This window comes from Collimonas fungivorans (genome assembly GCF_001584145.1).
Classification (GTDB): Bacteria; Pseudomonadota; Gammaproteobacteria; order Burkholderiales; family Burkholderiaceae_D; genus Collimonas; species Collimonas fungivorans.
Genome location: NZ_CP013232.1, coordinates 1,687,045 through 1,701,033 on the forward strand (window position 1 = coordinate 1,687,045; position 13,989 = coordinate 1,701,033).

Sequence of the window (13,989 nt, forward strand, 5' to 3'; positions counted from 1 at the left end):
AAGAACATGAAACTTTGTGGCTTTGACATCGGCCTGGATCAGCCGTTTTTCCTGATCGCCGGTCCGTGCGTGATCGAGTCGCGCCAGATGGCGCTCGACACTGCCGGGAAACTGAAAGAGATCACCAGCGAGCTGGGCATCAACTTCATCTACAAATCGTCTTTCGACAAGGCGAATCGTTCTTCCGGCTCTTCTTTCCGCGGCCTCGGCATGGAAAAAGGGCTGGAGATCCTGGCTGAAGTCAAAGCGCAAATCGGCGTGCCGGTGTTGACCGATATCCATGAAATTTATGAAATCAAGCCGGTGGCAGCAGTAGTCGATGTCTTGCAGACGCCGGCTTTCCTGTGCCGCCAGACCGATTTCATCAACGCTTGCGCCCAATCGGGCAAGCCGGTGAATATCAAGAAGGGCCAGTTCCTGGCGCCGCACGACATGATCAACGTCATCGCCAAGGCCCGTGCCGCGGCGCGCGAAGCCGGCCTGGACGAAGATAATTTCATGGCCTGCGAACGCGGCGCCTCGTTCGGTTACAACAACCTGGTGTCCGACATGCGCTCGCTGGCGATCATGCGCGAAACCGGTTGTCCGGTGGTGTTCGACGCTACCCATTCGGTGCAGTTGCCGGGCGGCCAGGGCAGCACTTCCGGCGGCCAGCGCGAATTCGTGCCGGTGCTGGCGCGCGCTGCGATTGCCGTGGGTGTCTCGGGCGTGTTCATGGAAACCCATCCGAACCCTGCCGAAGCCAAATCGGACGGACCGAATGCGGTGCCGCTGAACCGTATCAAAGAATTGTTGTCGACCATGATAGACCTGGACCGGGTCGTCAAGAAGAATGGCTTTATCGAAAGCAATTTCGGTTGATTGCTTGAGGGATGGAATATATCGCTGCCGCTATACAAGCAAGTGGCTGCGCGTGAAGTCTGTTCCTGCAAATGGTTTTAATATCGCGCATATTTTTATTTGATAGGGAAATACATGAGTGCAATCGTTGACATCATTGGCCGCGAAATCATTGATTCGCGTGGTAATCCGACAGTCGAATGCGACGTCCTGCTGGAATCCGGCGTCATGGGCCGTGCGGCCGTGCCGTCCGGCGCGTCCACCGGTTCGCGCGAAGCGATCGAGCTGCGCGACGGCGACAAGAGCCGTTACGGCGGCAAGGGCGTTTTGAAAGCCTGCGAGCATATCAACACTGAAATTTCCGAAGCCATCATGGGTCTCGACGCCAGCGAACAAGCGTTCCTGGACCGCACCCTGATCGATCTCGACGGCACCGAAAACAAAGGCCGCCTGGGCGCCAACGCCATGCTGGCGGTATCGATGGCGGTGGCCAAGGCTGCAGCTGAAGAAGCCGGCCTGCCGCTGTACCGTTATTTCGGCGGCAGCGGCGCGATGCAGATGCCGGTGCCGATGATGAACGTCATCAACGGCGGCGAGCATGCCGACAACAACCTGGATATCCAGGAATTCATGATCATCCCGGTTGGCGCACCGAGTTTCCGCGAAGCCGTGCGCTACGGCGCCGAAGTGTTCCATGCGCTGAAGAAAATCCTGCACGACAAGGGCTTGTCGACCGCGGTTGGCGACGAAGGCGGCTTTGCGCCTAACCTGGCCAGCCACGAAGAAGCGCTGAAGTTGATCATCCAGGCAATCGAAGCCGCGGGCTATGAACCAGGCACCCAGATCGCCCTCGGCCTGGATTGCGCCGCCAGCGAATTCTACAAGGACGGCAGCTACGTCCTGGCCGGCGAAAACATGACCCTGACCGGCGCCCAGTTCACTGGCTTGCTAGCGTCGTGGTGCGACAAGTACCCGATCATCAGCATCGAAGACGGCATGGCGGAAAACGACTGGGACGGCTGGAAGCTGCTGACCGAAACACTCGGCAAGAAGATCCAGCTGGTAGGCGACGACCTGTTCGTCACCAACACCAAGATCCTGAAAGAAGGCATCGACAAGGATATCGCCAACTCGATCCTGATCAAGATCAACCAGATCGGCACTTTGACCGAAACTTTCGCTGCGATTGAAATGGCCAAGCGCGCCGGCTACACCGCAGTAATCTCGCACCGTTCGGGCGAAACCGAAGATTCGACCATCGCTGATATCGCGGTTGGCATGAACGCCTTGCAGATCAAGACCGGCTCGATGTCGCGTTCGGACCGCATGGCCAAGTACAACCAGCTGCTGCGCATTGAAGAGGACCTGGGCGACATCGCCAGCTATCCGGGCCGTGGCGCGTTTTACAATCTGAAGTAATTGCGCAAGGAGTAGGGTGGGCACTTGTGGGCACGCGGATGCAGCCACTGCCGCGTGGGCAAAAAAACTTGCCCACCCTACGTTTGATTTGATAAGACAGTAGAGTCAATCTTGACACGATGCGTTTAATTGCCATTTTCCTGACCGTCCTACTGCTGCTTGTCCAGTACCCACTGTGGCTAGGCAAGGGCGGCTGGCTGCGCGTCTGGGACATGGACCAGCAGGTGCATGCGGCGCATGACAAGATCGACGAGCTGAAGGCTCGCAACGCCAAGCTGGATTCGGAAGTACACGATTTGAAAGAAGGCACCGGTGCGGTCGAAGAGCGGGCGCGCACTGAGCTGGGCATGATCAAGCAGGACGAGATTTTTATCCAGGTGCTCGATCCGAACGGCAATCCGGCCGATGCGCCGGCGCCGCCCAATGCGGCGTTGACAGCGGTGGAAAAGACCGTGGCGGTCGCCGTGCCGACAGAAAAGAAACCAGAGCGCTAACGTTCGTTAACCAGCAGGGCGCCCATGCTGTTCGCAGCGCCCATACTCCAATCTTAATGTTTGCTGCTGCCGGTAGGGAGCAGCGCTTCAACCGGCGCCGCGCTGGCGAACAAGTGCGCGCAATCGACTTTGTCGAATTCATAATGCTGGCCGCAGAAATCGCAATCCACCGCCAGCTTGCCGAGGTCCGCAAGCGCTTCCTCGATCTCAGGCTGGCCCAGCATCTTCAGCATGTTGCCGACTTTTTCGCGTGAACAATTGCACTGGAAGCGGGGCTGCTGCGGTTCGAAAACACGGATGGTTTCTTCCCAGAACAGGCGGCGCAACAAAGTCTGGATGTCTGTGGACAGCATTTCTTCCGGACGCAGGGTGCCGCCCAGCGCCAGGAAACGGTTCCATGTTTCCAGCTCATCGTTGACAGGCACATCGATGCCGCCGTGGTTCGGCAGTTTCTGCAGCAGCAAGCCGCGCGCAACCTTGTCGTCGGCGGCCAGCCACAGCTTGGTGTCCAGCTGTTCCGAGCGCAGCATGTAGTTTTCAATGACGGTAGCGACATTCTCCCCATCCAGCGGCACGATGCCTTGGTAAGCCTGCTGGCCGGGCATCTTGTCCAGCGGGTCGAGCGTAATCGCAAAGCGCCCTTGGCCGTTCAGGTTGACCAGTTGCGACATGGTGGCGTCGGCGTCGATCACTGCATCCGGCGCCAGTTTGGCGGTGGCGCGCATCTGCAGCTGCGAATCGCACTCGGCCACCAGCAGCCGGATAGGACCGTCGCCGTGGATCTGCATGACAATGACGCCATTGAATTTCAGGTTAGCCGACAGCAGGGCCGCGGCCGCCATCATTTCGCCCAGCAAGGTTTTGACCGGCGCCGGATAGTTGCGGTGCACCAGCACTTGCTGCCAGGTGGAAGAGAGCTCCACCAGCTCGCCGCGCACGGCGGCGTTCTCCACCATGAATTTTTGCAGTGAATCGCCGTGTGCGTCGCCGCCATTCGTCATCTTTGTTACGTCCATATTTTTTCCGCCGGTGTATTACTTCTAATTTATTACTTCAATACTGCTCTGCTGCCTGTCACCCGATTAGCTTCAGGCTGTCCTTGTATTCCTGCCCGCGTTGTATGTAATGCGCGGAGTTGCCGGCCAGCGCTGCTACATCCTGCTCGCTCAGGGTGCGCACGGCCTTGGCCGGGCTGCCGATGATCAGCGAGTTGTCCGGGAATTCCTTGCCTTCGGTGACCAGCGCACCGGCGCCGACCAGGCAGTTCTTGCCGATCTTGGCGCCGTTCAGGATCACCGCCTGGATGCCGATCAAGGCGCCGTCGCCAATCGTGCATCCGTGCAACATCGCCTGGTGGCCGACGGTCACGTTCTTGCCCAGCGTCAGGGGAAAACCCATGTCGGTATGCAAGGTGCAGCTTTCCTGTACATTGCTGCCCTGGCCGACCGTGATCAGTTCATTGTCGCCGCGGATAGTCACCCCGAACCAGACGCTGGCGTCGGCTTCGATCCTGACCTTGCCGATCAGGTTGGCGGACGGCGCGATGTATGCTGACGGGGCGATGTCGGGGGCATGCTCGCCCAATTGGTAGATGGCCATAAATTTGTGTAAAATCCGCTCCGTAAAATGCTGGTTGCCGGGCATGGCCCTGATTCAGTCCCTGTAGATAGGTCCATATTGCGATTTTTCAACCGTAGCGCCATTTTACCGCTCTCAACATGAACCATTCACCCTTTCCAGCTCAGGCGGACTTGCGCCGCGCCGCCTTGCACTGCTTGTGCGAGGCCGAGGTCGCTGCCAAGGTGGCTGTTGTCGGGGCGATGGCGACGGCCTGGGAATGCGGCGCCATGGCGCTGGATAGCCAGTGCGAACTGCATGCAGCCTCGAGCATACCGGGGCGTCCGCCGCAGCCCTTGCTGGTCCCGCCGCGCGAGGTCAGGCATCGCTCCATGGCTACCGTGGAAGGGCGGGCCGCCATGATCCACGCCCTGGCGCATATCGAATTCAACGCCATCAACCTGGCGCTGGATGCGATCTGGCGCTTTGCCGGCATGCCGCGGGACTATTATGCCGACTGGTTGCGCGTTGCAAAGGAAGAAGCTTATCACTTTAGCCTGCTGGCAACGCACTTGCAAAGCCTGGGGTTTGCCTACGGCGATTTCTCGGCGCATAACAGCTTGTGGGAACTGACTGAAAAAACCAGCCACGACATCCTGGCCAGGATGGCGCTGGTGCCGCGCCTGATGGAAGCGCGCGGCCTGGATGCATCGCCGCGCACCCGCGCCAAGCTGGCACAGGCCGGCGACGAAGAAGCGGCGGCGATCATAGACATCATCTTGCGCGACGAGATCGGCCACGTGGCGATCGGCAACCGCTGGTATGGCTGGCTGTGCCAGGCGCGCGGACTGGAGCCGCTGCCGACATTCGCCGCCTTGGTGGTACAGCACCAGGCGCCGCTGTTGCGCGGACCGTTCAATATGGAAGCGAGGAGGGCGGCCGGTTTTTCCGAGCCGGAATTGCAGGCCTTGCTACAGCAAATGGGGCAGGCTTAAGCGCGCCTTAGTGATACCACTTGTGCTTGCCGGGGCGTTTGGCGATTTCCGCCATGTCGACCAGCCTGGTGCCGGCGATGCGGTCATGCAGGAACTGGCGCTGGGGATCAAGATAAACTGTCATCGCCCACAGCAGGAAATTCGCGGCCGGGATCCAGACCAGCATCCAGGTATGTGCGCCCAGCGCCCACGCCAGCGCCAGCCCGGGCAGGAACCAGCACCAGCTGAGCAGGAAGCGGATGGCGGCGCGGCCAGCCTTGACGGCACTGCCGTCGCGGTTGACCAGCTGGATGCGCCAGGTTTTCATGGCCAGCGTTTGTCCGCCGTGGCTCCAGCACCAGACAAAATACAAAGTCAGCACGATGAACAGCCAGGCTTGCTGGGCATGCCGCAGGTAAAGCGCGTGGCGCTGCTGCAGCAAGGTCGAGAAAATCCAGCCCGAAATGAACAGGATGCCGAACAGCAGCATCGATTCATACATGATGCTGCCGAAGCGGCGTTTCAGCGATGGCGTCTGCTGCTGGCTGGAGAGCTGGAGTGTTGCGGAAGGATCCAAAATGCTTATTTCGCGGTGGGCGTCAGCGCCGCGGCTGGCGACGTCGGAGCCGCCACCACAGCCTGTTCCTGGCCATTCGGCGGCGTCAGGCTGACTGGCGCCGCAGGCTTAGGCTTGTTGAGTTTGGCCGGAGGCATCGTGGTCACCCGTTTGTGGCTGGGCGTGGCTTGTTCCGCCAGCTCTTTTTTTTGCTGCTCCGACAATTGCTGGTACTGCTGCCAGCGCAAGGCGCGTTGCTCGGTATCGAGCTTGTTGGCGCGCGCATAATTTTCGCGCGCGATACGGCGTTGTTCCGGAGTCAATGTTACCCAGCCGCGCATCCTGGCCTGCAGTCTTTCCTGCTCGGCCGGCGTCATGCTGGCGTAGCGGTTGCTGATTTCCAGCCATTTCTTGCGGGTAGCCGGCTTCAGCTTGTTCCAGTCGCCGGCCAGCGGCTCCAGTACGTGCTGCTGGACAGCGCTCAATTCATTCCAGTTAGGCGCGGTGATGCCTACCACCTTGGTCATTTTGGGCGGATTGAGCGGGGCCGGCTTGATACTTGCGACAGCCGGCTGTATCGCTGCTGCGGGCTGCGCCGCGGCCTGGGTCGATGCGAGCGGCCCCAGCACCGCCAGCGCAGCACCGGCGCTCACCAGCAGCGCGCAAGCGGCGCCGATCAGGCGTTTGCGGCGGCTGCCCAGCAGCCCGGAGGAAGGTGTAGGCGTCATTGGTCTTGCTGTTGCTGCTGGGCGAGATAAGCGCTGAAGCCGTTATCCAGGTAAGCCGACGGCGGCAATTCGTCCGACAGCACGGCGGCGTCGATGTCGGCGGTATCGTTGATCCGGTGTTGTTGTTCGTATTGATACAAACCCGACAGCAGCAGCATGCCGACCAATATTGGCGCGGCGACGCCAAGCCGCGTCAGCCAGGACAGGCGGTCGCCGAAAAAGCTGCCGGCGTCGCCCGCCAGCACGCCTTGGCGCGCCAGCACGCGGGTCGGAGCATCTTTTTTCTTGCGCGCCATGGCCGCCTTGCGGGCAGCCGCCAGGCGGTCGGCGGTAGGGGCCGGCAAATGGTCCAGGTTTTCATTCAGTGCATGCCGCACCTTGAAAGCGAAATTGATTTGTTTGTGGTTCATAAACTGATTCCTTTGGCCTTGAGCGAAAGCGCCAGAGTGTGCGTTGCGCGAGAGCAGTGCGTCTTTACGCTGCCTTCCGAGCATCCCATTGCGGCCGCGGTCTCGGCAACATCCATGTCCTCCCAATAACGCATCAGGAAGGCTTCCCGTTGACGTGCGGGCAGCTTCTGCACTTCTTCATCGATGATGTTGAGAATTTGCTCACGTTCCAGCTTGTTGGCGCTGGATTCGGTCGCTTGCGAATCTTCATCCGATTCGAAGGTCTCCAAGACGTCGTAATCTTCGTCGTTGGCGTTGTTGCGCCCCATGCTGGAAAACAGGCTGACCCAGGTGTTGCGCACTTTTTCCCTGCGGAAATAGTCGTGGATCGTATTCTGCAAGATGCGCTGGAACAGCATCGGCAACTCGGCCGCGGGTTTGTCGCCGTATTTTTCCGCCAGCTTGATCATCGCATCCTGGACGATGTCGAGCGCGGATTCATCCTTGCGGACGGCGTACACCGCCTGCTTGAAAGCCCGGCGTTCTACGTTTTCAAGGAAATCGGAAAGTTCTTTATCGGTGGCCATGCATCGCGGCGAATTGGGTCATACACTACTGCTGATTCAAGATTCTCAAGATTCTGTTATGCGGCCGGAACACGGTCAGGTCCGGGAAGCCCCGATGCTGACTGGTTTGCGCTAGCCGCCCTTGGCCTGTGCCCGGAAATCGCAGTTCGCCTTGCCTTCATAAACGATGGCTTACGATTAATTTTCAGACTGGCCGAATCCTAGCAAAAAAGGCGAGGGTTGTGGGCAAATCTACTGCAAAAGACACGATTTAACCCGGATTTGATGTAATTTGGCTTGACCAGAATGAAACTACGCATTATGGTAGCTATCCACTTCAGAACCCTGGGGTGCAAGCCTTTTCGCTGACGACTCAAGATGTTGTTCAACGGACAGGCATGCTTCACATTTGTAAGCTGTTTGCTCCAACCCGTGCCACAAGCGCGAGAAACAGGCAACGGCGTAATCAGAATTTTCGGCCGAACGAGTAGCGTTTAGCGCCATTTTGAATCGTATCTACGGCTACGCAACGGAATGACGTGATCGCACAAAAAAGGGACGCCGTGGCACTGGTACGCTGCGCCATTTCGTCAGGAAAGAGCATCCGATCAATTTCCAATGGACCTTGAAAGGATCTAGTCATCATGAGCAAAGATACGAACCTGCCTGTTACCGGCGCGGAAATTCTCGTGCGCTGCCTGGCGGAAGAGGGTGTCGAACACGTGTTCGGTTATCCCGGCGGCGCAGTGCTGTACATCTACGACGCCATATTCCAGCAAGAAAAATTCCAGCATATCCTGGTACGTCATGAGCAAGCTGCGATCCACGCAGCCGATGCCTATTCCCGCAGCTCGAACAAGGTTGGCGTGGCCATTGTCACGTCCGGCCCCGGCGTCACCAATGCGGTGACCGGCCTGGCCACGGCCTACATGGACTCGATCCCGATGGTGGTGATTTCGGGCCAGGTGCCTTCGTATGCGATCGGCGAAGACGCGTTCCAGGAATGCGACACGGTCGGCATCACCCGTCCGTGCGTCAAGCACAACTTTCTGGTCAAGGATGTCAAGGATTTGGCATCGACCATCAAGAAGGCGTTTTTCATCGCCAGCACCGGCCGTCCCGGCCCGGTATTGGTGGATATCCCTAAAGACATCACCATGCACCGCCATGTTTTCGACTATCCGAAGGAAGTCGAAATGCGTTCCTACAAGCCGGTCGACAAAGGCCACTCGGGGCAGATCCGCAAAGCGGTGCAACTGCTGCTGACCGCCGAACGGCCGATGATCTACGCCGGTGGCGGCGTGATCCTGGCGAATGCCGCGCCTGAGCTGAACAAGCTGGTGGATCGCCTGGGCTACCCATGCACCACCACCCTGATGGGCCTGGGCGGCTACAAGTCGTCGAGCGACAAGTTTGTCGGCATGCCGGGCATGCACGGCACTTACGAAGCCAACATGGCGATGCAGAACAGCGATGTGCTGATCGCTATCGGCGCCCGTTTCGACGACCGCGTGATCGGCAATCCGAAGAACTTTACCTCGGTGTCGCGCAAGATCATCCATATCGATATCGACCCGTCGTCGATTTCCAAGCGCGTCAAGGTCGACATTCCTATCGTCGGCAACGTCAAGGACGTGCTGCAGGAATTGCTGGCGCAGCTGGATGCCGCCGAGACCCGGCAAAATACTGCAGCCCTGTCCAGCTGGTGGAAGCAGATCGAAGAATGGCGCGGCCGCGACTGCCTCAAGTTTGCCGATTCGAATGAAGTGATCAAGCCGCAGTCCGTGGTGCAAAAAGTATGGCAGATCACCGACGGCGACGCTTTCATTACCTCCGACGTCGGTCAGCACCAGATGTGGGCGGCGCAATACTACGGCTTCGACAAGCCGCGCCGCTGGATCAATTCGGGCGGCCTTGGCACCATGGGCGTCGGCTTGCCGTATGCGATGGGCGTGCAGATGGCCAATCCCGGTTCGACCGTGGCCTGCATCACCGGCGAAGCCTCGATCCAGATGTGCATCCAGGAGCTCGCCACCTGCAAGCAATATCATCTGACGCCGAAGATCATCTTGCTCAACAACCGTTTCCTCGGCATGGTCCGGCAATGGCAGCAGATCGATTACGGTTCGCGCTATTCCGAGTCGTATATGGATTCGCTGCCGGACTTCACCAAGCTGGCCGAGTCGTTCGGCCACGTCGGCATGAAGATCGAAAATCCGGCCGATGTCGACGGCGCACTGAAGGAAGCATTCGGCATGAAAGACAGGCTGGTATTCATGAATTTCATCACGGATCAAACCGAAAACGTCTGGCCGATGGTCAAGGCGGGCAAGGGCTTGACTGAAATGCTGCTCGGTTCGGAGGATCTGTAATCATGCGACATATCGTTTCTGTATTGCTGGAAAATGAAGCGGGCGCCTTGTCGCGCGTGGTCGGCCTGTTTTCCGCCCGCGGCTACAACATCGAGACATTGACGGTCGCACCGACCGAAGATGCGACCTTGTCACGCATGACCATCGTGACAAGCGGTTCGGATGACGTGATCGAACAGATCACCAAGCACCTGAACCGTCTGATTGAAGTCGTCAAAGTGGTCGACCTGACCGAAGGCGCACATATCGAACGCGAGCTGATGCTGATCAAGGTGCGCGCGGTCGGCAAGGAACGCGAAGAGATGAAGCGCACCGCGGACATTTTCCGCGGCCGCATCATCGACGTCACCGACAAGTCCTATACCCTGGAACTGACAGGCAACAAGGGCAAGCTGGATGCGTTCATCGATTCGATCGACCGCGCGGCGATCCTGGAAACCGTCCGTACCGGCGGCTCCGGCATCGGCCGCGGCGAACGCATCCTCAAAGTTTAAATAAAGTTTAAATAAACAGTCATCGCGCTGAAACGTTCGGTGCGAATCACATCAAGATTTACATCAAATTACATATATAGGATCAAAAATGAAAGTTTTCTACGACAAAGACAGCGACCTCTCCCTGATCAAAGGCAAGAACGTTGCCATCATCGGTTACGGTTCGCAGGGCCATGCCCATGCACAAAACCTGAACGATTCCGGCGTCAAGGTCACTGTTGGCCTGCGCAAGGGCGGCGCATCGTGGGACAAGGCAAAGAACGCTGGCCTGAACGTGGCTGAAGTCAACGACGCAGTGAAAGCCGCCGACGTCATCATGATCCTGCTGCCGGACGAAAACATCGCCCAGGTCTATGCAGAAAACGTCGCGCCGCACGCCAAGCAAGGCGCCACGCTGGCCTTCGCCCACGGCTTCAATGTGCACTACGGCCAAGTCGTGCCGCGCGCCGACCTGGACGTCATCATGATCGCTCCCAAGGCGCCAGGCCATACTGTCCGCGCTACCTACACCCAGGGCGGCGGCGTGCCGCACCTGATCGCGGTTTATCAGGACAAGTCCGGCAGCGCCCGCGACATCGCCTTGTCGTATGCAACCGCCAACGGCGGCGGCCGTGCCGGCATCATCGAAACCAACTTCCGCGAAGAAACCGAAACCGACCTGTTCGGCGAGCAAGCAGTGTTGTGCGGCGGTGCGGTTGAACTGATCAAGGCCGGTTTCGAAACCCTGGTAGAAGCCGGCTACGCGCCTGAAATGGCTTACTTCGAGTGCTTGCACGAACTGAAGCTGATCGTTGACCTGATCTATGAAGGCGGCATCGCCAACATGAACTACTCGATTTCCAACAACGCTGAATACGGCGAGTATGTCACCGGCCCGCGCATCGTGACCGAAGACACCAAGAACGCCATGCGCCAGTGCCTGAAGGACATCCAGACCGGCGAATACGCGAAGAGCTTCATCCTGGAAAACAAGGCTGGCGCGCCGACTTTGATTTCCCGTCGCCGCATCACAGCCGAGCATCAAATCGAGCAGGTTGGCGAACAGCTGCGCGGCATGATGCCATGGATCAAAAAGAACAAGATGGTTGACCAGTCGAAGAATTAATCAGGGCTTTATTGTTTTGAGGGCAGGCATCATGCAGCAAGCGCCTGCATGCGCTTGCTGGGCAGGACGGCGCAAAGCGGTGCTTTGCGCCGTCCTGCCTGCCATGGATCAAAAAGAACAAGATGGTTGATCAATCGAAGAACTGATCAAATTCATTTCGATTCAGTGAAAAGGACGGCGATGCCGTCCTTTTTCTTTTTCAGACGCAGCGATTGACCCGCAACCGTACATTGTTTAGATTGTGGCATCACCAATCGCGTAAATTCCTGGGCAATATGGCAACTAATGCAATCGGCAGCAAATTCGGCAAGCCTGACCGCGGCTGGCGGGAGCGTCTGTACACGATTATTTTTGAAGCCGACACCGCCGCCGGGCGCCGCTTCGACACTGCCTTGCTGGTCATTATCGTGCTCAGTGTGGCGACCGTGATCATCGACAGCGTCGGCGCCGTGCGTTCGCGCGATTTCCTGGCGCTGAATATCCTGGAATGGCTGTTCACCATCCTGTTCACCATCGAGTACGTGGTGCGCCTGCTGTGCGTCAAGCACCCCTTGCGTTATGCCCTCAGCCTGTTCGGCATCATCGACCTGGTATCCATCCTGCCGACCTATCTGGCGATCCTGCTGCCGGAATTCCATTTCCTGATCGATGTCCGCCTGCTGCGCATGCTGCGCGTATTCCGCGTGATGAAGCTGCCGCGCTATTTCGACGAATCGCAGATCCTGCTGCAGGCGCTGCGTAACAGCCGCCACAAGATCCTGGTGTTCCTGGGCGTGGTGCTGATCATGAGCGTGATCCTGGGCACCATCATGTACGTGATCGAAGGACCGGAGAACGGCTTCACCAGCATTCCGGTCGGCATGTACTGGTCGATTGTGACGCTCACCACTACCGGCTATGGCGACATCCACCCGAAAACGCCGATGGGCCAGCTGATTACTTCCTGCGCCATGCTGCTGGGCTACGGCATCATCGCCTTGCCTACCGGGATCGTCGGCGTAGAACTGGCGATGACCATGATGAAGGGCACGCCGACTACCCGCACCTGTACGCATTGCCTGACCGAAGGACATGAAGCCGATTCGCTGTTTTGCAAACACTGCGGCGAGAAGCTGGAACCCTATCAATACGATGCCGCCGCGGCCGGCGCCGATCCGTTCAACAAGCTGGCCGAACTCAAAGGCCGCATGGGGCGCAATGTGCACCAGGAGCCGCCGAAAAAATAAGGCGGAGGCACGGTTTTATGCGGTCTTGCGTTTGCCACTAACTACAGGCAATATTGTCAGCGAACTAATTCGACGGAACACAATCGAAGGTTGGTCTGTAATTGATAGTCTTTGGGGCGCACTTCCGGTAGCGCTCCATTTTTTCTTGGAGAAGAATATGTCGCGATCACGCAAATTGATGTTGTCGTCACTGCTGGCTGCAACGGGTTTCGCCGCGCACGCCCAGGCGCCGACCAGCGGTACCCTGGTGGTGGTGCCGGCCTATGGCGAAGTCAAGCATGCCAACGACCAGGTAAGGATCACGTTCAACGTTGAAGAGCAGGACAAGGACAAGGCGGCAGCGGCTTCCCGCGTCAACCTGAAGATGAAGCAGGGCACCGATATCCTCAAGCGCCAGGATCCGCAAGCGATCTTGCAGACGCGCGGCTATTACACCTACCCGGTTTATCCGGAAGACCAGCCGCAACCGCGCAGCAATGCCAACAAGCCGCGCCAGCCGACCGGCTGGCGCGTCGGCCAGTACCTGGATGCCACCACCACCAACCTGAACAATCTGCCGAAAACGGTAGCCGCGGTGCAAAGCATCCTCGGCCTCAACGGCTTGTATTTCGGTCTGAGCGACGCCACCAGCAAAAAACTGGACGACCAGCGGATTGCCGCCACCTACCAGAACCTGACCGAGCGCATTTCTTCGATTGCCCGCGCCATGGGCCGCAATGTATCGGATGCCGTGCTCGATACGGTGGATTTCGAAGGCTCCGGCAATTATGCCCAGGAAGCGGCGGCGCCAAAAGCGATGATGATGCGCGCGGCATCCATGAACGACTCGGCCCAGGTGGAAGAACCTAGTTTCGAACCGGGTGAAACCACCTTGAACATGCGCCTGGTTGCCAAGTACCGCTTCAAATGAGCCGCCTGACTGTCTTCGGCCTGATCATGGGCGTGGCTCTGGCGCTGGCCGGCTGCAAGCCGTCGGCGCCGACGCCGCAAGTCTTCAAGACCCAGACCGATGCGCTGGAAAAGGCAAAAGGGGTTGAGCAACAGCTGCAGCAAGCCCAAGACAAGGCTAAGGCAGCGGAAGACGAACAGCAGAAATAAGAAAAGGAAGCTGGGGCGCCTGCCTCGGCTTCCTTTTTTTGCGATATGCCCTTATTTTGTTGTTATATTAAAAATATTTTTCTGATTGTATTTACCCAGGCCAATAAAATCGAGCGAAAAGCTTGGTCTTTTTATACAATGCCAAGGCGCTGTTTCTTTCGCTGAACACCC

Annotated in this window: 16 protein-coding genes; 10 read left to right on the plus strand and 6 right to left on the minus strand. The window is 58.3% G+C overall.

Annotated features, from left to right (window positions below):
* Positions 1-6: 6 nt before the first annotated feature.
* The 3 genes from kdsA to ftsB all read left to right on the plus strand — a co-directional run bounded on the left by kdsA (position 7) and on the right by ftsB (position 2,753).
* Positions 7-861 (plus strand): 3-deoxy-8-phosphooctulonate synthase, encoded by an 855-nt coding sequence (gene kdsA, locus CFter6_RS07265; RefSeq protein WP_061539362.1) that lies wholly within the window; start codon positions 7-9, stop codon positions 859-861.
* Between the two features lie 114 nt (positions 862-975).
* Positions 976-2,259 carry a phosphopyruvate hydratase gene (gene eno, locus CFter6_RS07270; RefSeq protein WP_061539363.1) on the plus strand — a complete coding sequence of 428 codons (1,284 nt, stop codon included), beginning with the start codon at positions 976-978 and terminating at the stop codon, positions 2,257-2,259.
* Between the two features lie 119 nt (positions 2,260-2,378).
* On the plus strand, positions 2,379-2,753 hold the full coding sequence (gene ftsB / locus CFter6_RS07275) for a cell division protein FtsB (protein ID WP_061539364.1): 375 nt from the start codon (positions 2,379-2,381) through the stop codon (positions 2,751-2,753).
* Positions 2,754-2,806: 53 nt separating this feature from the next.
* On the opposite strand, the gene hslO is transcribed toward ftsB, so the two are convergent.
* Entirely contained in the window at positions 2,807-3,769 is a 963-nt protein-coding gene (gene hslO / locus CFter6_RS07280; protein WP_061539365.1) for an Hsp33 family molecular chaperone HslO, read from the minus strand.
* A gap of 58 nt (positions 3,770-3,827) precedes the next feature.
* The gene (locus CFter6_RS07285) at positions 3,828-4,352 is read right to left on the minus strand and encodes a gamma carbonic anhydrase family protein (protein WP_061542252.1); all 525 of its coding nucleotides are present in this window, start codon (positions 4,350-4,352) and stop codon (positions 3,828-3,830) included.
* A gap of 119 nt (positions 4,353-4,471) precedes the next feature.
* On the opposite strand from CFter6_RS07285, the gene CFter6_RS07290 reads away from it, so the two are divergent.
* On the plus strand, positions 4,472-5,305 hold the full coding sequence (locus CFter6_RS07290) for a ferritin-like domain-containing protein (RefSeq protein WP_061539366.1): 834 nt from the start codon (positions 4,472-4,474) through the stop codon (positions 5,303-5,305).
* Between the two features lie 7 nt (positions 5,306-5,312).
* Here CFter6_RS07290 and CFter6_RS07295 read toward each other — a convergent pair whose 3' ends face one another.
* Genes CFter6_RS07295 through CFter6_RS07310 form a run of 4 tightly spaced genes read right to left on the minus strand, consistent with a single transcriptional unit; the run spans position 5,313 to position 7,544 of the window.
* Positions 5,313-5,861: an RDD family protein gene (locus CFter6_RS07295; protein WP_082814648.1), complete on the minus strand. Its 549-nt coding sequence runs from the start codon at positions 5,859-5,861 to the stop codon at positions 5,313-5,315.
* 5 nt (positions 5,862-5,866) lie between these two features.
* Positions 5,867-6,568: a DUF3106 domain-containing protein gene (locus CFter6_RS07300; protein WP_061539367.1), complete on the minus strand. Its 702-nt coding sequence runs from the start codon at positions 6,566-6,568 to the stop codon at positions 5,867-5,869.
* Positions 6,565-6,978: a DUF3619 family protein gene (locus CFter6_RS07305; RefSeq protein ID WP_061539368.1), complete on the minus strand. Its 414-nt coding sequence runs from the start codon at positions 6,976-6,978 to the stop codon at positions 6,565-6,567. The genes CFter6_RS07300 and CFter6_RS07305 overlap by 4 nt, the downstream gene beginning before the upstream one ends.
* Entirely contained in the window at positions 6,975-7,544 is a 570-nt protein-coding gene (locus CFter6_RS07310) for an RNA polymerase sigma factor (protein ID WP_014005246.1), read from the minus strand. The genes CFter6_RS07305 and CFter6_RS07310 overlap by 4 nt, the downstream gene beginning before the upstream one ends.
* Before the next feature lie 623 nt (positions 7,545-8,167).
* Between CFter6_RS07310 and CFter6_RS07315 the strand changes: the two genes are divergently transcribed.
* The 6 genes from CFter6_RS07315 to CFter6_RS07340 all read left to right on the plus strand — a co-directional run bounded on the left by CFter6_RS07315 (position 8,168) and on the right by CFter6_RS07340 (position 13,818).
* Positions 8,168-9,895 carry an acetolactate synthase 3 catalytic subunit gene (locus tag CFter6_RS07315; RefSeq protein ID WP_061539369.1) on the plus strand — a complete coding sequence of 576 codons (1,728 nt, stop codon included), beginning with the start codon at positions 8,168-8,170 and terminating at the stop codon, positions 9,893-9,895.
* Positions 9,896-9,897: 2 nt separating this feature from the next.
* Positions 9,898-10,389, plus strand: coding sequence for an acetolactate synthase small subunit (gene ilvN, locus CFter6_RS07320; protein WP_014005248.1), 492 nt, complete (start codon positions 9,898-9,900; stop codon positions 10,387-10,389).
* A gap of 88 nt (positions 10,390-10,477) precedes the next feature.
* On the plus strand, positions 10,478-11,494 hold the full coding sequence (gene ilvC / locus CFter6_RS07325; protein WP_061539370.1) for a ketol-acid reductoisomerase: 1,017 nt from the start codon (positions 10,478-10,480) through the stop codon (positions 11,492-11,494).
* A gap of 275 nt (positions 11,495-11,769) precedes the next feature.
* A complete protein-coding gene (locus tag CFter6_RS07330; protein WP_167351367.1) occupies positions 11,770-12,720 on the plus strand; it encodes an ion transporter in 951 nt (316 codons plus the stop codon).
* 157 nt (positions 12,721-12,877) lie between these two features.
* Positions 12,878-13,630 (plus strand): SIMPL domain-containing protein, encoded by a 753-nt coding sequence (locus CFter6_RS07335; RefSeq protein WP_061539371.1) that lies wholly within the window; start codon positions 12,878-12,880, stop codon positions 13,628-13,630.
* On the plus strand, positions 13,627-13,818 hold the full coding sequence (locus CFter6_RS07340; RefSeq protein WP_061539372.1) for a hypothetical protein: 192 nt from the start codon (positions 13,627-13,629) through the stop codon (positions 13,816-13,818). Before CFter6_RS07335 ends, CFter6_RS07340 begins: the two co-directional genes overlap by 4 nt.
* The last annotated feature ends 171 nt before the right edge of the window (positions 13,819-13,989 follow it).

Coding starts and splice junctions, on each gene's coding strand:
- eno (WP_061539363.1), top strand. CDS start 976: ATGAGTGCAATCGTTGACATCATTGGCCGCGAAATCATTGATTCGCGT.
- CFter6_RS07305 (WP_061539368.1), bottom strand. CDS start 6,978: ATGAACCACAAACAAATCAATTTCGCTTTCAAGGTGCGGCATGCACTG.
- CFter6_RS07285 (WP_061542252.1), bottom strand. CDS start 4,352: ATGGCCATCTACCAATTGGGCGAGCATGCCCCCGACATCGCCCCGTCA.
- kdsA (WP_061539362.1), top strand. CDS start 7: ATGAAACTTTGTGGCTTTGACATCGGCCTGGATCAGCCGTTTTTCCTG.
- CFter6_RS07330 (WP_167351367.1), top strand. CDS start 11,770: ATGGCAACTAATGCAATCGGCAGCAAATTCGGCAAGCCTGACCGCGGC.
- ilvC (WP_061539370.1), top strand. CDS start 10,478: ATGAAAGTTTTCTACGACAAAGACAGCGACCTCTCCCTGATCAAAGGC.
- CFter6_RS07310 (WP_014005246.1), bottom strand. CDS start 7,544: ATGGCCACCGATAAAGAACTTTCCGATTTCCTTGAAAACGTAGAACGC.
- CFter6_RS07290 (WP_061539366.1), top strand. CDS start 4,472: ATGAACCATTCACCCTTTCCAGCTCAGGCGGACTTGCGCCGCGCCGCC.
- ilvN (WP_014005248.1), top strand. CDS start 9,898: ATGCGACATATCGTTTCTGTATTGCTGGAAAATGAAGCGGGCGCCTTG.
- hslO (WP_061539365.1), bottom strand. CDS start 3,769: ATGGACGTAACAAAGATGACGAATGGCGGCGACGCACACGGCGATTCA.
- CFter6_RS07340 (WP_061539372.1), top strand. CDS start 13,627: ATGAGCCGCCTGACTGTCTTCGGCCTGATCATGGGCGTGGCTCTGGCG.
- ftsB (WP_061539364.1), top strand. CDS start 2,379: ATGCGTTTAATTGCCATTTTCCTGACCGTCCTACTGCTGCTTGTCCAG.
- CFter6_RS07315 (WP_061539369.1), top strand. CDS start 8,168: ATGAGCAAAGATACGAACCTGCCTGTTACCGGCGCGGAAATTCTCGTG.
- CFter6_RS07300 (WP_061539367.1), bottom strand. CDS start 6,568: ATGACGCCTACACCTTCCTCCGGGCTGCTGGGCAGCCGCCGCAAACGC.
- CFter6_RS07335 (WP_061539371.1), top strand. CDS start 12,878: ATGTCGCGATCACGCAAATTGATGTTGTCGTCACTGCTGGCTGCAACG.